Annotated in this window: 15 protein-coding genes and 1 pseudogene; 8 read left to right on the top strand and 8 right to left on the bottom strand. The window is 68.1% G+C overall.

Annotated features, from left to right (window positions below):
- The first annotated feature begins 2 nt into the window (after nucleotides 1-2).
- Together ABMA10_RS21920 and ABMA10_RS21925 are read left to right on the top strand one after the other, a co-directional pair.
- A pseudogene (locus tag ABMA10_RS21920) lies at nucleotides 3-1480 on the top strand (SulP family inorganic anion transporter).
- 102 nt (nucleotides 1481-1582) lie between these two features.
- Nucleotides 1583-2671 (top strand): NYN domain-containing protein, encoded by a 1089-nt coding sequence (locus ABMA10_RS21925; RefSeq protein ID WP_347867792.1) that lies wholly within the window; start codon nucleotides 1583-1585, stop codon nucleotides 2669-2671.
- 82 nt (nucleotides 2672-2753) lie between these two features.
- On the opposite strand, the gene ABMA10_RS21930 is transcribed toward ABMA10_RS21925, so the two are convergent.
- Complete coding sequence (locus ABMA10_RS21930) at nucleotides 2754-4037, bottom strand: M18 family aminopeptidase (RefSeq protein WP_347867793.1); 1284 nt, start codon at nucleotides 4035-4037, stop codon at nucleotides 2754-2756.
- Between the two features lie 41 nt (nucleotides 4038-4078).
- Between ABMA10_RS21930 and ABMA10_RS21935 the strand changes: the two genes are divergently transcribed.
- Together ABMA10_RS21935 and ABMA10_RS21940 are read left to right on the top strand one after the other, a co-directional pair.
- A complete protein-coding gene (locus tag ABMA10_RS21935; RefSeq protein ID WP_347867794.1) occupies nucleotides 4079-5443 on the top strand; it encodes an LssY C-terminal domain-containing protein in 1365 nt (454 codons plus the stop codon).
- Nucleotides 5440-5931 (top strand): DUF2809 domain-containing protein, encoded by a 492-nt coding sequence (locus ABMA10_RS21940; protein ID WP_347867795.1) that lies wholly within the window; start codon nucleotides 5440-5442, stop codon nucleotides 5929-5931. The genes ABMA10_RS21935 and ABMA10_RS21940 overlap by 4 nt, the downstream gene beginning before the upstream one ends.
- Nucleotides 5932-5942: 11 nt before the next feature.
- Here the strand turns inward: ABMA10_RS21940 and ABMA10_RS21945 are convergent, their stop codons facing one another.
- The 3 genes from ABMA10_RS21945 to ABMA10_RS21955 form a co-directional block, all read right to left on the bottom strand.
- Nucleotides 5943-7151 carry a DUF429 domain-containing protein gene (locus tag ABMA10_RS21945; protein WP_347867796.1) on the bottom strand — a complete coding sequence of 403 codons (1209 nt, stop codon included), beginning with the start codon at nucleotides 7149-7151 and terminating at the stop codon, nucleotides 5943-5945.
- Nucleotides 7152-7279: 128 nt separating this feature from the next.
- Complete coding sequence (locus tag ABMA10_RS21950; RefSeq protein ID WP_347867797.1) at nucleotides 7280-8890, bottom strand: S1C family serine protease; 1611 nt, start codon at nucleotides 8888-8890, stop codon at nucleotides 7280-7282.
- 149 nt (nucleotides 8891-9039) lie between these two features.
- Complete coding sequence (locus tag ABMA10_RS21955) at nucleotides 9040-9624, bottom strand: TetR/AcrR family transcriptional regulator (RefSeq protein ID WP_347867798.1); 585 nt, start codon at nucleotides 9622-9624, stop codon at nucleotides 9040-9042.
- Between the two features lie 100 nt (nucleotides 9625-9724).
- Here ABMA10_RS21955 and ABMA10_RS21960 point away from each other — a divergent pair, with 100 nt between their 5' ends.
- Complete coding sequence (locus tag ABMA10_RS21960; RefSeq protein WP_347867799.1) at nucleotides 9725-10345, top strand: NAD(P)H-dependent oxidoreductase; 621 nt, start codon at nucleotides 9725-9727, stop codon at nucleotides 10343-10345.
- On the opposite strand, the gene ABMA10_RS21965 is transcribed toward ABMA10_RS21960, so the two are convergent.
- Complete coding sequence (locus tag ABMA10_RS21965; protein ID WP_347867800.1) at nucleotides 10320-13859, bottom strand: TM0106 family RecB-like putative nuclease; 3540 nt, start codon at nucleotides 13857-13859, stop codon at nucleotides 10320-10322. The genes ABMA10_RS21960 and ABMA10_RS21965 overlap by 26 nt on opposite strands.
- 212 nt (nucleotides 13860-14071) lie before the next feature.
- Between ABMA10_RS21965 and ABMA10_RS21970 the strand changes: the two genes are divergently transcribed.
- Nucleotides 14072-14464, top strand: a complete 393-nt coding sequence (locus ABMA10_RS21970; RefSeq protein WP_347867801.1) for a (deoxy)nucleoside triphosphate pyrophosphohydrolase — start codon at nucleotides 14072-14074, stop codon at nucleotides 14462-14464.
- A gap of 60 nt (nucleotides 14465-14524) precedes the next feature.
- On the opposite strand, the gene ABMA10_RS21975 is transcribed toward ABMA10_RS21970, so the two are convergent.
- Entirely contained in the window at nucleotides 14525-15382 is an 858-nt protein-coding gene (locus ABMA10_RS21975; RefSeq protein ID WP_347867802.1) for a hypothetical protein, read from the bottom strand.
- Nucleotides 15383-15737: 355 nt separating this feature from the next.
- Between ABMA10_RS21975 and ABMA10_RS21980 the strand changes: the two genes are divergently transcribed.
- A complete protein-coding gene (locus tag ABMA10_RS21980) occupies nucleotides 15738-16988 on the top strand; it encodes a DDE-type integrase/transposase/recombinase (protein ID WP_431030692.1) in 1251 nt (416 codons plus the stop codon).
- Nucleotides 16989-17138: 150 nt separating this feature from the next.
- On the opposite strand, the gene ABMA10_RS21985 is transcribed toward ABMA10_RS21980, so the two are convergent.
- Entirely contained in the window at nucleotides 17139-18602 is a 1464-nt protein-coding gene (locus ABMA10_RS21985) for an MFS transporter (RefSeq protein WP_347868912.1), read from the bottom strand.
- A 135-nt stretch (nucleotides 18603-18737) separates the two neighbouring features.
- Between ABMA10_RS21985 and ABMA10_RS21990 the strand changes: the two genes are divergently transcribed.
- Nucleotides 18738-19373, top strand: a complete 636-nt coding sequence (locus ABMA10_RS21990) for a uracil-DNA glycosylase (RefSeq protein ID WP_347868911.1) — start codon at nucleotides 18738-18740, stop codon at nucleotides 19371-19373.
- A 171-nt stretch (nucleotides 19374-19544) separates the two neighbouring features.
- Here ABMA10_RS21990 and ABMA10_RS21995 read toward each other — a convergent pair whose 3' ends face one another.
- Nucleotides 19545-21002 (bottom strand): catalase, encoded by a 1458-nt coding sequence (locus ABMA10_RS21995; protein WP_347868910.1) that lies wholly within the window; start codon nucleotides 21000-21002, stop codon nucleotides 19545-19547.
- Between the last annotated feature and the right edge of the window lie 109 nt (nucleotides 21003-21111).

A 21111-nucleotide genomic window follows, 5' to 3' on the forward strand; every position in this document is an offset into this window, starting at 1 on the left:
CGATGCGCACCGCCGTCCGCCCGAGCCCGAGCGTGCTCGCGACACTGCGGAACCCGAAGGCGTTCAGCGTGGAGATCCTCGCGGGCATCGTGACGACGCTCGCGCTCATCCCCGAGGTCATCTCGTTCTCGATCATCGCGGGCGTCGACCCGAAGGTCAGCCTCATCGCGTCCGTCGTGCTCGCCATCTCGATGTCGATCCTCGGCGGTCGGCCCGCGATGATCACGGCTGCCGCCGGCGCCGTCGCCCTGGTCGTCGCACCGCTCGTGAAGGAGCACGGCGTCGAATACCTGCTGCCGGCGGTGATCCTCGCCGGACTCGTGCAGATCCTGTTCGGCGTCACCGGGCTCTCGCGCCTCATGCGGTTCATCCCGCGCTCCGTCATGATCGGCTTCGTCAACGCGCTGGGCATCCTCATCTTCGTCGCGCAGGTCCCGCATCTGCTCGGGGTGCCGTGGCTCGTCTACCCGCTGTTCGTCGTCACGGTGCTCATCGTGCTGCTGCTGCCGAAGCTCACGACCGCCGTCCCGGCACCACTCGTGGCGATCGTCGTCGTCACGGCCATCACGATCATCGCCCACGCCTGGGTCCCGACGGTCGGCGACCAGGGTACGTCTCCGGAGGACTGCCCGGGCTCACCTCTCTGCTCGTGCCACTGGACCTCGAGACACTGGGCATCATCTGGCCGACCGCCCTGAGCGTCGCCTTCGTCGGGCTCATGGAGACGTTGCTCACCGCCAAGCTCGTCGACGACATCACCGACACCACGTCCTCGAAGGGGCGCGAGTCGTGGGCGCTCGGCGTCGCGAACATCCTCGCCGGTTGGTACGGCGGCATCGCCGGCTGCGCGATGATCGGGCAGACCGTCGTCAACGTGAAGCTGGGCAAGGCTCGGACGCGCATCTCGACGTTCGTCGCGGGTCTCTTCCTACTGCTGCTCGTCACCGCGCTGAGCCCTGTGATGGCGCAGATCCCGATGGTCGCCCTCGCAGCCGTCATGATGATCGTCGCCATCAAGACGGTGAACTGGCACAGCGTCCGGCCGAAGACACTGCGACGCATGCCGATCCCCGAGACGCTCGTGATGGTGGTGACGGTCGTGGTCGTCGTCGTCAGCCACAACCTCGCGATCGGCGTCGCGGCCGGCGCCGTGCTCGCCATGGTGCTGTTCGCCCGCCGTGTCGCGCATGTCATCAGGGTCCGCCGGACCGTCGCCGAGGACGGCGCGTCGGTCCGGTACCGGGTCATCGGGCCGCTGTTCTTCGGCAGTAGCAACGACCTCGTCGAGCAGTTCGACTACGCCGCAGACCCTCCGGAGGTCGTCGTGGACTTCGCCGCCTCGCAGATCTGGGACGCCTCGAGTGTGGCCGTGCTCGACTCCGTGCAGGAGAAGTACGCAGAACATGGCAAACAGGTCGTCTTCACCGGCCTCGACGAGCGCAGCTCCGCGTTCCACGAGCGCCTCTCCGGCCACCTCTGAAGCACGGCTCCCCGCAGCGGCGGACGCCGAGGACACCGCGCAGGCCCAACCTTCTGGAAGACGGAAGTCGTCGTTTGGTGGGCGGCAGAGGATGATAGGGGGATGGCAGAATCCGGAACGCCCCGAGTCGCGGTCTACATCGACTTCGACAACATCGTCATCTCGCGCTACAACCAGCTCTACGGCAAGGCGGCGTTCAGCCGGGACCGCGCACGTTCGCACGTCCCGTCGTCCGCGCCCGAAGGCGACGAGATCTCCGAGCGCCTCCAGGCAGCCCGGGTCGATGTCGGCGCCATCCTCGACTACACCTCGTCCTTCGGCAACATCGTCATCAGCCGCTCCTACGCCGACTGGTCGGAACCGGTCAACTCCGCGTACCAGAAGGACCTCGTGGACCGCGCGGTCGACCTGACGCAGATGTTCCCGACGACCAAGGCCATGAAGAACGGCGCGGACATCCGGCTCGCCGTCGACGTCGTCGAAGACCTCTTCCGCCTCCCCGACCTCACCCACATCGTGATCGTCGCCGGCGACTCCGACTACATCTCACTCGCCCAGCGCTGCAAGCGTCTCGGGCGCCACGTCATCGGCATCGGCGTCGCGGGCGCGACCAGCCGTGCCCTCATGGCCGCGTGCGACGAGTTCTCCGACTACGACGACCTTCCCGGGATCGTGCGTCCTGTCGTCACCCGCACACCGCGGACGCCGGCCGCTGCCGGAACGACCGTGGACGCCCCGGCAGCCGAGGAGACGGCGAAGAGCGGAACGAGGTCGGGGGGCCGTCGTCGCGCCTCGAGTGCGCAGAGCCCCGTTCAGGAGAGTCCGGCTGCGCAGGCGCCGCCCCGCATCGGCGGCCTGTTCACCGAGCCTGTCTTCAGCCACCGCGACGCAGAGGAACTCGACGACGCGGAGGAGGAAGCGACCGACCCGTCGGGCCCCGACGCCCAGCGCGCGGCGACCGAGCTGCTCGTCCGAGCCCTCCGTCTCGTGCACGCGAAGAACGACGATGAGGACTGGCTGCTGAACGCCGAAGTCAAGAACCAGATGATCCGGATGGACCCGGCGTTCAAGGAGAAGCCGCTCGGCTCACGCTCCTTCAGCGATTTCATCAACTCCCGCTCGGACGTCGTCGAGGTCAACCCCGACGCGAGCTCCGACGGCCGCCGACTGCGACTGCGCGAACTGGGCTGATCCCCGCCCGACAGCGGGAGTGCCGCGCGGCAGCAGGACGTTCGGGGACGGAACCTCCTGCTGTGGCGCGGATGTCCTGCGCTCAGGCTCCCGCGAAGAATGCTTCAACGGCACCCGCGAGGGCGGTCGGGTCGTCGACATGGCAGAGTTCGCGAGCCGAGTGCATCGACAGCAGCGGGGTGCCGACGTCGACGGTGCGGATGCCGAGTCTCGTCGCCGTGAGCGGACCGATGGTCGAGCCGCACGGCACGGTGTTGTTCGAGACGAAGTCCTGGGTTGGCACCCCGGCAGCCGCGCAGCTCCTCGCCCACAACGCGGCCCCGAGCGCGTCCGTCGCGTAGCGCTGGTTCGCGTTGATCTTCAGCAGCGGCCCACCGCCGGCGATCGGCCGGTTCGCCGGGTCGTGACGTTCGGGGTAGTTCGGGTGGATCGCGTGTCCGGCGTCCGCGGACAGGCACCACGAGCCCGCGTACGCCTGGAGGCGCTCGGCCTGCGTCGCCCCGAGCGCCGCACCGATCCGTGTGAGGACGTCGTCGAGGAACGGTCCGCTCGCGCCAGACGTCGATGCGGAGCCGAGCTCCTCGTGGTCGAACGCCGCGAACACACTCACATGGCGCGACTCCGACGCTCCTCCCCCGTCGCTGACCGCAAGCAGGGCGACGAGTCCCGCGTGGACGGACGTCAGGTTGTCCATCCGGCCCGCGGCGAACAGCTGGTCGTCAAGACCGAACCGGCGCGGTTCCTGCGTGTCCGCGACGAGGATGTCGTACCCCGCGATGTCCGCCGCGTCGATGCCGGCGATGGATGCGAGGTGGGCGAGCACGTCCGCCTGGGCCAGCTCCCCCACACCGAACACCGGTTGCAGATGGCGCTGGCGGTCGAGGACGAGGCCGTCGTTGACACCGCGGTCGAGATGCACGGCGAGCTGCGGGATCCGGAGGAACGGTCCAGTGCGGACGAGGTGCACCGTGCCGTCGAGCGTGACGAGGCGCCCGGCGAGCTCCAGTTCGCGATCGAGCCAGGAGTTGAGCAGCGGGCCGCCGTAGACCTCGACCCCTGCCTGCAACCATCCGTGAGCGCCGATGGTCGGCTTCGGTTTGAGCTTGAAGCTCGGGGAATCCGTGTGTGAACCGAGGATTCGGAACGGCGTCGTCGGTGTGGCTCCCTCCGGCTGCACCCAGGCGATGATCGCGCCCTCCCGGACGACGAAGTACCTCCCGGGAGCGTCGTCCCAGGCCAGCGTCTCCTCGCGGCGCTCGAATCCGGCCGCCGCGAGACGTCGGGCGCTCTCGGCGACGGCGTGATAGGAGGTGGGCGAGGCGACGATGAAGTCGGCGAGATCGGTGATGTGCGCGCTGCTGTCCATTGCTCCATCCTTCCACTGGTCGAAGGCCCTACCCTGGACGGGTGACGAAGACCCGCATCAGACTCCGCGGGCCCGCCAGCGGCCTGTCCGAGGATGAGCGCGGGCGGATCGCGCGGATCGTCGACGGCTGGTTCTTCGCCTTCGGCACCGTCTCGGCGGTGTTCCTCGCCTACGTGCTGTTCACCGAGGCGTTCGCCCGGGGGTGGGCCCAAGCCTGGTTCATCCTCGTCATCTACCTGGTGATCGCCTACCTGATCCTCCCCCGGGTGCACACCGTGCTCTCGCGCGTCTACCTGCCCGACTACTTCATCGGCCGGACCCGCACCCGAGAAGGTATCCTCGGCGACCCCGTGAACCTCGGCCTGCGTGGCAGCGAAGAACAGATCCATGCGGCGATGCACGCCGCCGGATGGACCCTCGCCGACGACCTGGGGCTCCGCGCGAACCTACGGATCGTGACGTCCACGCTCACGCGACGCAGCTACCCGGAGGCCCCGGTCTCCTCGCTCTACCTGTTCGGCCATCCGCAGGCGTTCTGTTATCAGCAGGAGGTCGACGGCAGCCCCGGCAAACGACACCACGTCCGGTTCTGGCCGACCCCTCCGGGCTGGCTGCTGCCGGGCGGCTACCAGGCCGACTGGCTGGCTGCTGGCACCTACGACCGTTCCGTCGGGATCAGCGTGTTCACCCTCCAGGTCACCCACCGCATCGCCGACGATGTCGACGACGAGCGTGACCACATCGTGTCCTCGGTGGGCGGCGCGGGCGTCGGCGCCTCAACGACCGTCATCGACAACTTCTCCACCGGCTACCACTCACGAAACGGTGGCGGCGACGCCATCGTCACCGACGGCGACCTCCCGATCATCGATGTGAGCTCTGTCGTCGTCCCCGATGAGGCCACCCTGCCGCCTGCCGATGCGCCTCCCACCCGGTCCCTCGTCCGGGCCGGCGATCCGAGGCCGTTCGACACCACGGTCGCCGTGGTCCTCATGGTGGTCGCGTCGCTGTCGTCGATCCTCTCGGGCTTCCTGCTCGTCGGCGGCTGGAAGCAGCTGACGGACGACGCCCTCGCGACGGCGACCACGGACGACGACGTCGTCCTCATCCCGTGGGTGGTCGGTGGCGTCATCGTCCTGTCGCTCCTCGTCACCCTCAGCTACCTCGTGCTCGCGTGGCGTGTCCGTCGGGGCGGTAACCTGGCACGGCTGCTCGCCATGGCGTTCAGCTCCACATCGATCGTGACGCTCGCGGCGACCTACTTCGCAGGCGCAGGAGGCCTCACCTTGCAGACCAACCTGATCGGCTTCGCGGTCGATTGCTCCATCATCCTCGCGCTGTCCGGCAGCGAGGCCCGCGACTGGGCCCGTGGGCGTCAACGGCGCGGCCGTAGGACGAAGGCATGAGCGAGCTCGACGACGGCGGTCTCGACGCCCCGAGACCGGCCACCTCGTTGAAGCGCGCGCTCCTGCTCGGCGCCGCCATCGTGACGATCGTCGTCGGACTGACCGTGCACTGGTCGGTCTCTGCGAGCTGGGCGAATCCCGTCACCAACGCGCTGTACACCGTCCTCGTGGCGCTGCTGATCGCCTTCGCCGCGCCACGACTGCCGCTCTGGCAGGTCACGCTCGGCGCCTTCGCCTTCTCAGCGGTCATCGAGTTCTTCCAAGCGACCGGCGTTCCAGCGGCCCTGGCCGAACAGTTCCCGCCGACCGCGCTCGTGCTAGGCACCACCTTCATCGCGACCGATTTCGTCTCCTACGCCCTCGGCGCGGCCGCGTTCCTCGTCGTCTCACTCGCCGTCTCGCTCCTGATCCGCTGGATCAGGGCTGCGATACTCCATCGCCGGGAGCTGGACCGTCGTCGGTCGCGCGAGGACCCGGACGCCGCCTGACGCCCACCGGATCAGCCGCGCGTCGTCTCTCCGTACTGCACGTGCTCGAGGTCGAAGACCGCTTCGGCCAGTGCTGAACGTGCGGCTTCGAAGGCGACGTCGTCCGCGTCGCCGACCACGCGCGCGTGTTCGAGGTGCCATGTGGCACTGCGCAGGAGTTCCACCGTCGTCGGCGCGGGGGATGGAGCCCGCGTCGAGCCGTTGTCGACCTCGGCGCCGGCTTTCGACTGGGCGGCACCGCCCTCGACGAACTCCACCGTATCCCCACGATCGATGGCGTTCGACGTATATTCCGTATTGTTCATATGTCCTTCGTCGGGGTAATCCTCCGCGCCGGGCACGGGCGTCGGAGTGAATGGGGCCGGTGGTGACTGTTCGGCCACAGCAGAGGGGACGACCGTCTCGGCACGCCGCTGTTCCGGCCTCGCCATCGCGATCAGCGTCGGTACACGCCCATGGTCGTCCGGAACGTCCGTCGCGCCGAGTACCTGGAAGCGTTCGAGGCCCGAGTGGGACCATGCCGCCGCCGTCCACGCGCAGATGGCGGCGTCGATGAGGTCCTCGCGGTGCTTGTGCGCAGACTCCTTCGTCGGAGAAGGGACCTCGAGCAACGCCAGGGTCACGGGATGCGTTGTGAGATCAAGCGGCGGCTCCGCCGAGCTCAAGGCCGCCAACCTGGCAATGAGTCCGTCGGCGAGCGATGCACGCGACGCCCGGCGCTCGGAGACCGGCAGCGCCGGGTCGAGCTTCTTGTAGCGCGGGCGCGCATCGGTGTACCCCAGCTCAGCAGCTCCCACGAGCGTGGTGTGCGGGTAGCACTCGAAGAAGATCGTCGCGTCGTCCGACTGCGGGTTCACGCCGTCGAAGTACTCGAGACCGGCGGCCTCCAGCACGAGGCGCAGCGCGACTCCGCCGAGCGCCGGCAACGCGAGGTTCGAGGGGTACGCGGAGACCTGCCAGCGGCCGTAGCGCTGCCCGACCTCACGTTCACAGAGACGCATGCCGGAAGCGTTATGTACGACGAGCGGCGCATCGATCGCGATGACGTCCCCAGGCGAAGCATGCGCGATGACCCATCTCGCGACCTCGTCGACACCTGTCGCCCATCCGGCATCGACGACCACACCGGCATCGTCGATGCAGACCACTCCCGATTCATTCGCCGCTCGCGTGCCGCTGCCCTCGCCCCAGGCGAGGTCGACTCCCAGGAAACGGGTCACGGGCGGAACCTTCCGATCAGCGCGGCGAGCGGCCGCGTCCCGAGCCTACTGGCCACATGCGGGCGACTCCTCCGATTCGGCGGCGAGGCAGAATCGGAGGAGTCGCAGAGGCTATCCGACCGCACGGATCAGCCGACGGGGCCCTCGATCAGCGTCACGTCGGCGCTCTGGGAAGTACCGGCGGCGGTCGTCCAGGTGAGGGTGACCGTCTGGCCCGGCTCGAGGGTCGCCATGGTGGCGGTCAGCGTCTGTGCGGAATCGATCGCGACACCGTTCAGGCCCGTGATGATGTCCCCTGCGGCGAGGCCGATCGAGGCAGCGGGGGTGTTCTCGATGACCGAGCCGACGACGGCTCCTGCGACGGTCTGCGAAGCGCCGGCCGACGACGCCAGTCCGATGCCGATGAAGGCGGGGTACCCGATCGACACGGTCTCCGTCTCCACACCCGTCCGGATCTGGTCGACGATCGTCAGGGCGTCATCGATCGGGATCGCGAATCCGTCGATGTCGGTCCCACCAGAGGATGCTGCGGTGTCGATCCCGACGACCTCGCCCTCGGCGTCGTAGAGCGGCCCGCCGGAGTCACCGGACTGGATGTCGGCATCGGTCTGGAGCAGCCCCGTGAGCTGCTTGCCCTCGCCGGTCGTCTCGTCCTGGACGGTGATGTCCTGATCCAGCGCGGTGACCGTGCCCTCCGCGGCACTCGGCGTCCCACCCGTACCGCCGGCGTTACCGACGCCGGTGACCGCGTCGCCCACGGCGACACCGTCATCGTCGATCGTCACGGTGTCGAGACCCGAAGCGCCGTCGAGCTGGAGGAGGGCGACGTCGTCCGCCGCGTCCGTTCCGATGACCCGGGCCGTGTACTGCTGACCGGTGCTGACCACGGTGACGGTGATGCTCGTCGCGCCGGCGACCACGTGGTTGTTCGTCAGGACCTGACCATCCGAGGTGAGCACCATGCCGGTGCCCGCCGCGGCAGCACCCTGGTAGGCGAGTTCGGTGTCGATGTCGACCACACCAACCGATTCAGCGGCGGTCGCGTCGCGTGTGTCGGCCACCGCCGCGTCCGGCGTGGTCTGCTGCTGCGGTGCGGGCTGGTTGCCCGGAGCGCGGAAGCTCTGGCCGCCCTGATCCGGTTCGATCTCGGTCGTCTGCGATGAGGCGGCCACGTTCTGGAATGCGCCCGCGGCGAGCGAAGCGATCCCGAGACCACCCGACACCAGTCCGAGGACGGTCGCAGCGGTGGCGGCCGCGATGATCCAGCCGATCGGCTGCCGCTTCTTCGATGCCGCGCCGTCCACATACGCGGCCTGGGGGATGGTGTGCGCGCCAGGCGGAAGCTGACCGTACTGCCACTGCTGGCCCGGTTGCGGCTGGCCGAAACCTGAGCCCGCCTGTGGCTGCTGGCCGTATTGCTGGCCGTAGGGCGCCTGCTGGCTGTACCGGACATCCGTCAGGTGCGCGGGGTTCGGACGACCGTCGTATCGAGCGCGGGGTGTCGTCGCGTACCCGTAGGGGGTCGTGTGCTGCGGCGCCTGAGGGGCCTGGCGCTGCATGGCCGTGCCTGGCGCGTCGTTGCCGGGGTAGCCGGCCGGGGGAGTGACGTCGGCATCCGCCGCGGGCTGGTAGGTGCCGGTCGGCTGCTGGTAGCCGTCGGCAGGCGTGACGGCGTGGTCGGGCGCGACGGCATCGGACCCGGAGTCATCGGGCTGGCTTGGGTCGGTGGGGTTGTTCATGGGGGTTCCTCTCGGCGGCGAGTGCTGAGAACATCTGACTCCCGGAATCCGAGTGATTCGTCCGGTTCCCCCATGAACGGCCTATGAGCTTCCCGACCGTTGCCCGGATAAAACTTGTGTAAGCGCTCAGGCTCAGGCCGGCTGGCGCCTCACCCGGGCGGCAGGAGTGCCAGGAGGGCGGGTTCGACATCCGCCTCGCCGATGTGTCCTGCGACGACGAGTTCTGCAAGACCGTGGACGGCCGCCCAGATCGCGATGGTCGACGGACCGAGGAGATCCGGACGGTCGGGCGGCAGTAGGGAGGCGGTCGTCTGCGCGAGGATACCCTCGACGGCCGCGAGGAGCGGCGCCATCGTCGGCGTCGGCGAGCCGGGGATGCAGACCTCCGGGTCATAGATCACCCGGAAGCGTTCAGGGTGGTGTGCGGCGTAGCCGACGTACGCAACGCCCACCCGGACAGCGACGGCGCGAGGCGTCTCAGGCTGCGCGGTCGCCGCACGGGCGTCACGCATCGCGACGAACAGCTCCTCCATGCTGCGTTCGCTCAGGCGTTTGAGCAATGCGGTGCGGTCGCCGAAGTGGTGGTACGGGGCGTTGTGGCTCACGCCCGCCATGCGGGCGACTTCGCGCAGGCTGAGCGTCGCGTGGCCCTGGGCGCGCATGAGCTCCAGAGCTGCATCTTCGAGTGCCGGCCCGAGATTGCCATGGTGATAAGCGGTGGTCGATCTTGACACAAGCAACATCGTACCAATACTGTCGTCTCGACCCAATGTGGGCACTGTCCAGATTTTGGACGGTGTCCAGACCTGCTGAGAACGAACCTGGAGTATCACCATGAGCACCCTCGTCATCGATGGACACCCGAACCCTGACTCACTCTGCGCGGGGATCGCGCGGAGCTACGCGGACGGTCATGGCGACGCTGTGGTCCTGGCCGTGCGCGACCTCGCATTCGACCAGAACCTTCGGCTCGGCTACACGCGACGCCAGGAGCTGGAACCCGATCTCGAGCGGGCCTGGGAGCAGATCCTCGCCGCAGACCACGTGGTCGTCGTCGCGCCCATCTGGTGGGGGTCGGTGCCGGCACTCCTCAAAGGGTTCTTCGATCGCCTCCTCCTGCCGCGACGCGCGTACCGGACGAAGGCCAATGGCCTACCGGAGGGACTCCTCGCCGGCCGCACCGGTCGGCTGATCGTCACGACGGACTCACCGTGGTGGTACCTGCCCCTCGTCGGTGACACGACGGTTCGTCAGGTCCGTCGGACGACGCTCGGGTTCTGCGGCATCAAGCCGGTCCGGGTGAACCGTCTCGGCCCGGTGAAGGGTTCGACCGATGAGCGACGCCGAGGTTGGCTCGACAAGGCGGCCCGATTGGGACGTGCCGATGCGGCTCGTCGGCCGGGGCGTCCGGGCGCGCGGACGATGGTCCTCAATCACCGTCCACAAGACGGATGAACGCGCTCAGCTCGGCGACACCTTCCGGAGTCGTCGGCAGGTACTCGGTGAGCGCGGGGGAGTACACGAGGAACGCCGCCCACTGAGCCCGGGAGATGCCGACGTTCAAGCGGTTCTTCATGAGCAGGAAGGACATGCCCCGTGGGACCTCTGCGGGTGAGGACGCTGCGAGGGAGACGATGGCGACGACGGCTTCCTGACCTTGGAACTTGTCGACGGTGCCGACTCGGACCGTCTCGAGGCCGGCGTCGTCGAGTGCCTCACGCACCGCGCCGACGTGCGCGTTGTACGGACAGACCACGATGATGTCGGCTTCGGTCAGGGCATCGGCGTCGCGGCCGGCGCCCGGGTCGGTCCAGAGCAGCCCGAGCGTCGACCTCACGATGTCGACGACCCGCTCGGCTTCCTCCGGCGAACTCGTCGCATGACCCGAGTGATGGACCTCGACGATGTGGAGGCCGGCGCGGTGCCCGCTGAGGTGACGCTCGGCGGTCGCCGCGGCCGAGCGCAGCTCGCCGGCGTACGACAGCTTCGAGACGGGCGAGGTGACGGCGGCGTCCATCCGCCAGGTCTCGTGGAGGAAGTAGCCGAGGTCGTCCGGCAGGACGTCGCGGCCGTCGGCGACGAATCCGAGCGCGGACGTGTCGATGGGCTCGGGGTGCGTGCCCTGGCTCACCTGTGGGAGCTGCTGCGGATCGCCGAGCAGCAGCAGGTTCCTGGCCGCGACGCTCGCGGCGATCGTATAGGCGAGCGAGAACTGTCCGGCCTCGTCGACGACCAGGAGGTCGAGTGCCCGGCGGGCGAAGCGGTTCGGGTTCCTGAAGTCCCACGCGGTGCCGCCGATGACGAGGCCGCCCGGCTGCTCCGCCAGGAAGGCGGCGTGCCCGTTGGACGGCAGGATCGTGTACGCCCGGTCGGCATCAGGATCTGCGCCCGAACGCAGCGTCTTGGCCACGAACACAGGTGGAAGTCCGGCCTTCACGATGCGCTCGAGGAGGTTCTCGACCACGTCGTGGGACTGCGCCACGACACCGATCCTCCATCCGTGTCGTTGCACGAGTGTGGCGATGACGTGCGACGCCACGTAGGTCTTCCCGGTGCCGGGCGGTCCTTGCACCGCGAGCGCGGAGTCGTCGAGGTCGAGAAGGGCCGCCGTGACGTCGTCGATGGTCTGCGTGTCGCCGTGGTGGGGGAGCGGTACGCCTGAGCGTGTGCGTGGCGGACGACGACGCAGGATGTCGACCACGCCGTCTCGTGGCCACTCCGGTTCGGCATCGACGATCGCCTGCCCCCACTCAGCGATGGCGTCGACCTGCGTCCCCGGACGGGGCGGCGGTGACGGGGTCAACGCGCTCGGGAGTTCCGAGTACGGCTCCCGATCCGCCTTCAGCGTCTCCTGGATGAGGACTGAGCCGTCGTCACCGACCTCGAGGATGGAGATCTGACCAGCGGGTCGTGAGCCGGGTTCCGCGCGCGGCAGTGTGAACGGACCCGGGTACTCGTACACGGCGAACGGGTCGCCTCCGACCTTGACACTGCTGCCCGGCGCCCATCGTCCGAAGAGCCGGACGTGTCGTCGGTCGCTGCGCTGTCGTCCCTCCCGGAACCAGTCGCGCTCCACCTGACCGGACGTGACCGCGAAGACGTTCCGGGTGTCCTCCCATTCGTCCGGTGCCGCGATGAGGCGGGAGAAGTGCTCCTGCCAGAACGACTTGTGCTCGCGACGGTGGTAGTCGATCGCGGCCGCGGCCAGCGCATAGGCGGTGGAGTCGTCGGAGCGCTCGGGATCGAGCGGGTCGCCGGCGAGGGCACTCAACGCGTCGTGCAGCGGGGTCGGCTCGTCGATGAGGGGCTCCGGGGCGTCGTTCACGTACGTGCCGGGCAGGACACCCCGCTCCTCGCCGAGCGCGAGCAGCCAGTTGCGCAGACGCCGAGTGGACTCGCAGTCGTACTCGTTGTATTCGGCGATCTCGGCGAGCTTGTGCTCGCCCTGCGCGACGAGCGCGGCGTCACCGCTGCGGAACAGCTCGCGCGCCTCTGCGTATTCGGTGATGGAGGCGGCCGCGTTCGTGACGTCGCTGTCGCGATGGTCGTCGCCCATGTACAGCGGCTCGAGCTTCTTGATCGAGTACGAGCGTGACCCGACCCTGACGGTCTTCCGGACGAACGGATAGAGGTCGAACAGGACGGCCTCACGCAGGAGGTCGTCGATGATGTCTTCGCCGTACCCGTGTCGGGCCGCGAGCGACAGCAGGTGCGTCCGCTCGTATGCGGCGTAGTGGTACACGTGCATCCCGGGGAACTCGGCTCGTCGGGCCGCGAGGTAGTCGAGGAACGCGATGAGCGCGACGCGCTCTTCATGGAAGTCGTGTGCCCACCACGAGCGGAACACGCCGTCGGTGTCGACCAGGCCGAAGAGGTAGTCGATCCCCCAGCGTGTTCGGTCTCCGCGCCGGGCATCGCCGGGTTCACCCTCGGTGTACAGCGGATCGCCCTCGAAATCGAAGAAGACGTCGCCGGGGTTCGGCTCGGGGAGCAGACCGAACCCGACTGCGTCGTGGACGTGGAACGGTGGGACACCTGTCGCGGACGGTGTCTCCAGCTGCAGTTGTGCCTGCTCGCGCAACCCGGCCAGCGTTGCCTCGGAGATGCCGTCGATCGTTCCCGCGGCCTCCGAGGGGTGCGCGTGGCGTGCGTTCGTCGAGGTCGAGGAACCGGTGAGCGTGACCGCGGCCAGCTCGTCGATGGTGGTGATGCCTGCAGCGAGGAGGCGGTCGCGCTGCGTGAGTCGGAGGCCGGCCACGAGGAGGACGTCTCGCGTCGACGTGATCTCGGCGTCGCAGTGCGCACAACGCCCGCACACGCTGTAGCGCTGGTCGCCCCATCGCACAGGGCCGTCGGCGGCGAGCCGCTCCGCCACGATCTGCAGCAGGCGCGCCCGGCGACGACGGTAGACCGGCAGGATGTCTTCCACGGCATGGGTACTGATCGCTCCGTCGCCGAGGATCAGGTCGACGTGGTCGTCGACGGGGATGCCCGCCGTGCGCAGCTGCTCGACGTAGGCGGCGAGCTGCAGGAGCGCGGTGACCTTGGGAGAGCGCGCGAGCTTGGTGTCCTGCACGCGGTAGCGACCGTCCGGGCGGCGGACGATGAAGTCTGCGAAGCCGATGAACGAGCCGTCGAAGAACGCGGCCTGGAAGACGACCGGGGTTTCGGATCGGAACGCCTCGACGGTCGTGGCGACGGCTGCTGCGAGCGCCTCCGCATCTCGGACGTCCGGTCGGTCGAGCTCGACGACCCCTGCGCCGAACTCGGCGCGGTATGACTCGAGTACACGCAGTTCGTGTTGGTCGCCGAGCTTCGAGGTGCGCATGAGCATCTCGTCCTCCGGCTCGACGAGCTTGTCGATGCGGCCGAGCTTCGCATCGATGCCGCGCAGGAAGGCGAACTCGCAGAAGGAGGCGTTCGAGAGGTCGCTCGCGCTCGTGATGGCGGAACCGTCGAGGAGGAACATCGGTGCGGTGGCGCCTTTCCGTACAGCCGCGAGGGCACGGCTGCTCGGGCCCTCGATCGCTGTCAGTCTGGCATGCACCACTGACCTGGGCTCCGCCTCGGCGCACATCCTGCACGACCACTCGTCCGCGTTGCCTGTGGAGGACGGTCGATGCCGATCGCATAGCCTGGAGCACGACACGGCTGGGCGGCGCACGGCGAAGGGACAGCACCATGTTCACCACGATCGAGGTCGTCGCAGGCGTCGCGACCGATGGCGACACGGTGTTCGCGTGCCGACGCTCGCCGGAACGATCCGCTGGCGGCCGATGGGAGTTCCCCGGTGGCAAGGTCGAGCCGGGGGAGACGCCGGAACGGGCCCTTGCACGCGAGCTGCGCGAGGAGCTCGATGCGGAGGTCGTCGTCGGACCCCTCCTCGACCGATCGGTCGTCACGGTCGGCGAACTCCAGGTCGACCTCTCGTGCTATGCCGTGTCCTTCCGCGGCGAACCGCCCGTCAGCAGCACCGACCACGACCGGCTCCGCTGGGTCGCGCGGACGGAACTCGCTGAGCTCGACTGGGCCGCCCCGGACCTCCCGATGGTCCGCATCCTCACCAACGCGTGATGTGACGGTGCGTCCCGACCAGCATCGTCATGCTGTTTCGCGGACCCGCGCCTCGACGCGTCAGGGCACCCGGAGCGGGATCCGCGCGAGCGTGCGTCCGCTGAGGACGAGATCGTCGTTGGTGGTGGTGACAGCGAGTTCGGTCACCGTCCACTCGAACAGCGTGACGCGCTCCCACCGCTGCAGGAACGCCGCGAGCGCAGCCGTCTCGTCGATGTCGAGTTCGTCGCGGAAGTGGTGCAGTCCGACACCGACGAGCGGTGTGGAGCGCCCACCGACCGCCTCCTGGATCGGGGCGAACGCCTCTGCACACGCCGGGAGATAACAGCGTCCACGGTTGAAACCGCCGATGACGGGGCCCGCGAGTCGCGCTCGGAACGGCTCGAACGCGCCGACGGTGCCGCGCAACCGGTGGAGGAGGTCGTCGGAGCTGTCGACGGAGGCGAGGGTCGCGTGGAGGCGATGCGCCCTGCGCAGCTCGATGCCCCGCGCGAGTTTGTGGGCGAACGGCGCCGAAGCGAGGTCTGCCTCGTAGCTCAGGAAGATCGGATCGACGAAGAGCCGCTCCACCGGAACGGGTACGACGACGGCGACACGCGGCTCCGCATACCTGCCGTCGCGGTAGACGCCGTCGGGGCTCGCGGCGAGCGCGAGTGGATGATCACGGTCGATCAACGGCAACTGGGCGAACCGGTAGCGCTCGTCGAACGTGAGCGCATCGCCCGGGGCGAACGTCGACCGTACACCGTCCCACGCACCCATCGGGCGATCCGCAGGTGGTTCCGAGTCGGACGCCGTGTCGCCTCGCTGGGGTGCTTCCGGCGGTTTCCGCACCGCCTGCAGTCGCCCGAGCCCCAACCGGAAGACCCGCTGCGGCGCGACGATCGGCGTTCCGGCTGCGCCGGCGGGGGAGAGCATGAGGCGAGGCTAGTGGAGTCGATGACCCCTGACGTCGGGGACACCCCCCAATCAGGTGATTGCCTCACTTATTTTCACTCAGTGGCTTTCGGCGGCCTTCCAGGACCCACAAAACGGGAAGCGATCATTCGGAACTCCGTCTCGAACCCACAGACGACGGTCACCAGACGCCAGCTGCACCCCACACCTGTCGTCCTCCCCCAGCGCGGTGCGCTGGACCGAGCGCGCCCCACTGGCGCGAGCGCGCCTCTCCGGAGGCCTGTGAAGTCTCAGGACATCGTGGACACTTCTGTCTCAGGACTTCGTGGACAGTGTGTCTCAGGAGTTCGTGGACACTTCCGCGGTTCGGTGGAGCATGTCGATACCGAAGCGTCCATCTCCGAAGGTTCGTTTGCTCGTGGCATCGTGGCCTGATGATGCGGGCCGGGGTGCGGTCTCGGCGTTCTGCGAGGAGCATGGTGTTTCGCGGTCTTGGTTCTACAAGATCCGCGCCCGGGCTGCGGCAGATGGTGTGTTCGAGGTCGTCGCTCCGACATCCACGAGGCCTCGGTCGAGTCCGGCTCGGACGAGCGACGAGATCGTCGATCTCGCCATCAGTGTTCGGGCGCGATTGCGTGCAGAGGGGTGGGATTTCGGCCCGTTGAGTGTGATCGCGAGGTTGCGGCGGATGGGCTTCCAGGAGTTGCCCTCACGGGCCACCTTGGCGCGGATCTTCGTTCGTGCGGGCGTGGTCGAGGCGGAGCCTCGGAAGCGGCCCCGGAGCGCGTTTCGTCGGTTCGTCTATCCAGCCCCGAACTGTTTGTGGCAAATCGATGCAACCGAGTGGACGCTTACTGACGGTTCGCTCTGCACGATCTTCCAGATCATCGACGATCATTCCCGTCTCGCGCTCGCGTCGTTGGTCGCCCGGGCAGAGACCGGAGAGGCTGCATTGCGTGTCGTGACCCAGGCGATCAACCATCACGGAGCACCACAGAAGTTCCTGTCAGACAATGGTGTCGCGTTCAATCCCACGCGTCGGGGGCATTCCAACCAGCTCATCGATTACCTCGCCTCGCTCGGCGTCGAGACGATCACGGGGAAGCCCTACAAACCCACCACGCAAGGCAAGAACGAACGCTTCCACCGCACACTGCACCGCTTCCTCAACGCCAAACCGCCAGCCGCGACGATCGAGGAACTGCAAACCCTCGTGAACGTCTTCGACGTGTCCTACAACACGCTCCGCGAACACCAATCGCTCACCGACCGGCAAACCCCGAAAGAGGCCTGGGATCGCACCCCGGCTGCCCCGTCACCGACCCCGCAACCCACCGCGATCGAGATCCACGCCGCCCGCAACGCCCTCACAGCCCTACCACCCGGCGAAGCTGAATGTGTTGTCACGTCAGGCGGCAGAACCTACCTCCTCGGTCGCACGTTCCGCCCCGGGACAGCATTCATCGGTCACACCGTCCACGCGATCTGGGACGCTCAGCAGATCACGTTCTACGACCACCACGGCACCATGATCCGCACCCAACCCATGCCATCACGCAACGAAGGCCGCCCCGCCCACGGCCGAACACGAACGACCAAGAACAGCGTTGTGTCCACGAAGTCCTGAGACAGAGAAGTGTCCACGAAGTCCTGAGACAGAAGTGTCCACGAAGTCCTGAGACATCACAGGCCTCCGGACGGTAGCGCTCGCGTCAGTAGCCCGCGGCGCGTCCAGCGCACCGCGCTGGCAGGGAGGCAGGAGGGGGACAGGTGTTGGCTAGGTGGTCGCGGCGAGTTTGCGTGAACGGGTGTCGAGGAAGGCGAACAGGAGCGCGACCACGACGAAGCCGATCGTCACGAGCGTGCTGTTGCGGTAGGCGTCGTGATAGACGGCGAGCGACGCATCCGCCGAGGCGCCGTCGTTCTCCGAGTACACCGTCGCGTAGAACGTCGCGGTCGCCGCCGCGAGGCCCACCGCCGTTCCGATGCGCTGGCCGAGCTGACCGATCGACCCGGCGACACCACCGGACGACACCGGGATGTCCGCGAGCATGAGCGTCTGGTTGGGGGAGATCACCGCACCACCGCCGATACCGGCGAGCAGCATCGCAGCCCCCATCGCATACGGCGTGATCTCCGGGGGAGTGATGAACGCGAGCAGCGAGTTCAGACTGAAGCCGATGACCACGAGGATGAGCCCACCGACCACGAGCGGCCGCCCGAGACGATCGACCACACGCCCGCTCAACCAGGAGCTCACCGCGGAGGCCAGCGCGAACGGGATCGTGATCATGCCGGCGAACACCGGTTCGAGCCCGAGCCCCTGCTGGACGAACAGGGTCAGGGTGAGGAACGTCGCCGGCATCGCCGCGAAGTAGGTCGTCGAGATGAGGACGCCGTTGCGATAGCTGCCCAGCTTGAACAACGAGAAGTCGACGACGGGAGACTTCCCCGAGCGCTGGTACCGCCCCTCCCACCAGGCGAAGAGTCCAGCGAACACCGCGAAGGCGACGAGCAGCCACCAGCGCGCAGGGTTGTCGCTCGGTGAACCGGTCGTCAGCACGAACGGCAGCATGAGCGACAGGACCGCAAGCCCGAGGAACAGGATGCCGACGGGGTCGAGGGAACCGGCGCCGGAGGCATGAGGCTGCTGTTTCGGAAGGAGGCGCGCGGCGATCGGCAACAGGATGATCGCGAGCGGCACGTTCATCCAGAACAGGAGCGTCCAACCGTTCTCCGGTCCTCCGATGGCGATGAGTAGACCACCGAGTGTCGGCCCGAACGCCGTCGAGAGGCCGATGATCGCGCCGAACAGCCCGAACGCGCGCCCTCGCTCCTTGCCGACGAACAGCTGCTGGATGAGCCCGATGACCTGCGGCATGAGCAGCCCCGCGGCGACACCCTGCAGGATCCGTCCGCCGATGAGGATGCCGATGCTCGGTGCGATGGCGCAGACGAGGCTCGCGGCACCGAACACGCTCAGGCCGATCATGAACATCCGGCGACGCGAGTGGAGGTCGCCGTAGCGACCAGCCGGGACGAGGATCAGACCGAAGGCCAACGCGTACCCGGCGACGATGAGCTGCAGGTCGGTCGGGCCGGCACCGAGCGCCTTCTCGATCGACGGGAGGCCGACGTTCACCTTCGACAGGTCGAGGATCGTGAGGGCTGCAACCGACACGCAGATGGCGAACGCGCGCCACTTCGTACGGTCGTCGTGGGCGGTTCGCTCGTCAGTCATCCTGTCCAGCCTATGCCCGCATCTGCGCTGATTCACCGCTTCCAGAGCGCGAATTCATGGATCTGCAACGATTTCGAAACCACAGAACGACCCCAGACGATGACGGGACACCGCCCACGGGACTACGCTCGGAAGATGCACATGGATGCCCCTCGCGGGCTGCAGGACCCGGACGAACTGGCCGAACGACACCGCATGCTGGCCGAATCGCCGGCTCTCGCGCCCCTGCGCGACTGGGCGGACGCGATGATCACCCGTCGCGGCCGCCGGCAAGCGGACCTCGTTCTGCCACTGGTCGACCCGGCCGATGCAGCCATCAACGCGAAGACCCTGATCCTCCTCGACGCCCCTGGAACGCTCGGCCCGGACAGCCTTGACGCACCCGGATCGGGCTTCGCCTCGGTCGACAACGACGACCCCATCGCCGAGAGTCTCTGGAATCTCCGCAACGACATCGGCTTCGGCGACGTCATGGTGTGGAACATCGTGCCGTGGTACCTGAGCGCCGGCCGCAAGAAGCCCAACGCACCGGAGGTCGCCCAGGGCGCCATGGAGCTGCGTGCCCTGCTCCCGCTCCTCCGCAACCTCCGCGTCGTCGTCCTCTGCGGTCCGCACGCGCAGGATGGCTGGTGGAAGCATGTCGAACCATTGCTCGGGAACACCTACAGCGCATTCAACGCACCGCACCCGTCGCCGCTGTCACTGAAGCAGCCGGGCCGCCGCGAGGAGATCGAGAAGGTCTTCGCCCGTGCCAAGCAGGTCGCCGGCTAGCAGCAGGATCCTTCGACGCAACCCCCTCACCGGGAACGGTGAGGGGGTTGCGTGCGTCACGGGGCCGGCGAGCGCCGCGGCGGCGGACCGACCGGCGTGCAGTCCGCCGGGCGCAGCAGCGGCCGCCGTTCAGACCGAACGGCGGCCGCTGCTGCGCTCCCTGTGCTCAGGTCAGACGAGCGGGGGCAGACCCGCTGAGACGCGAGCGCCGAGGGTGGGGTCGACTGCGGTCCAGTACGCGATGACGCGCGCGCGGAGTTCGGGTCGCGTCACCTTCGAGACGTGCCCCACGATGTTGCTGACGAGGCGGTCGCGTGCTGCGTCGTCGAGCACCTCGCGGACGAGTGTGCCGGCCTGACCGAAGTCGTCGTCTTCCGCGTGCAGTGTGGCTGCGCTCCGGGTCAGCTCGCCGTCGGACTGCCAACCGCCGCCCTCACCGGCACGGGCGGCGTCCGCGTGCGGACCGCCGACCGAGTTCGGTGCGTACACCGGGACGTCGGGGCCGTTGAAGTCCGAACGCATTGCGCCGTCCTTCGAGTAGCTGTTCACCGGTGCATGCGGGGCGTTGACCGGCAACTGCGCGTGGTTGGTGCCGACACGGTAGCGGTGGGCGTCCGCGTAGCTGAAGATGCGCGCGAGGAGCATCTTGTCGGGGCTGGCCGCGATGCCCGGCACGAAGTTCGACGGGGCGAAGGTCGCCTGTTCGATCTGCGCGAAGTAGTTGTCGGGGTTGCGGTCGAGCGTCATGGTGCCGACCTCGATGAGTGGGTAGTCGCTGTGCGGCCACACCTTCGTGAGGTCGAACGGGTTGAAGCGGTACCCGGCCGCGTCGGCGTACGGCATCACCTGGACGGACAGCGTCCAGCTCGGGTGGTCGCCGTTCGTGATGGCGGCGCTGAGGTCGGCGATGTGGAAGTCGGCGTCCTCCCCGGCGATCCTGTCGGCCTGGTCCTGTGTGAGGATCTCGATGCCCTGGTTGGTCTTGAAGTGGTACTTCACCCAGAACCGCTCGCCGGCCGCGTTGATCCACTGGTATGTGTGCGAGCCGAACCCGTCCATGTGGCGCCACGAACTCGGCAGACCGCGGTCTCCCATGAGCCAGGTGACCTGGTGCGCGCTCTCGGGGGAGAGGGTCCAGAAATCCCACTGCATGTCGTGGTTGCGCAGGTGAGTGCCCGGCAGGCGCTTCTGCGAGTGGATGAAGTCGGGGAACTTGATGCCGTCGCGGATGAAGAACACCGGAGTGTTGTTGCCGACGAGGTCATAGTTGCCCTCGCTCGTGTAGAACTTCAGCGCGAAGCCGCGCGGGTCGCGCCAGGTGTCAGGGCTGCCCTGCTCGCCGGCGACGGTGGAGAACCGCGCGAGCATCTCGGTCTCGACGCCGGGCTGGAACAGTGCGGCACGCGTGTACTGCGAGACGTCGCCGGTCGTGACGAAATGACCGAAGGCTCCGCCGCCCTTGGCGTGGACGACGCGCTCCGGCACCCGCTCACGGTTGAACTGGGCGAGCTTCTCGACGAGGTAGTGGTCGTGGAGGGCGATGGCCCCGTCGGCTCCGACGCTCTGCGAATGAGCGTCGCTGGCGACCGGTGCTCCGGTGTTGGTGGTCGTATAGCTGGTCTCGGACAGGTCTCTCCTCGATGGTGGGGCTGGTGGGACGGTCGGATGGGTTCAGTGCCGACGCATGGGTATGCGGCAGCTGACGCACAGCGCGAACGCTGTCGTCGGGGCGGAGGTA

This window comes from Plantibacter sp. RU18 (assembly GCF_050613355.1).
Classification (GTDB): Bacteria; Actinomycetota; Actinomycetes; order Actinomycetales; family Microbacteriaceae; genus Plantibacter.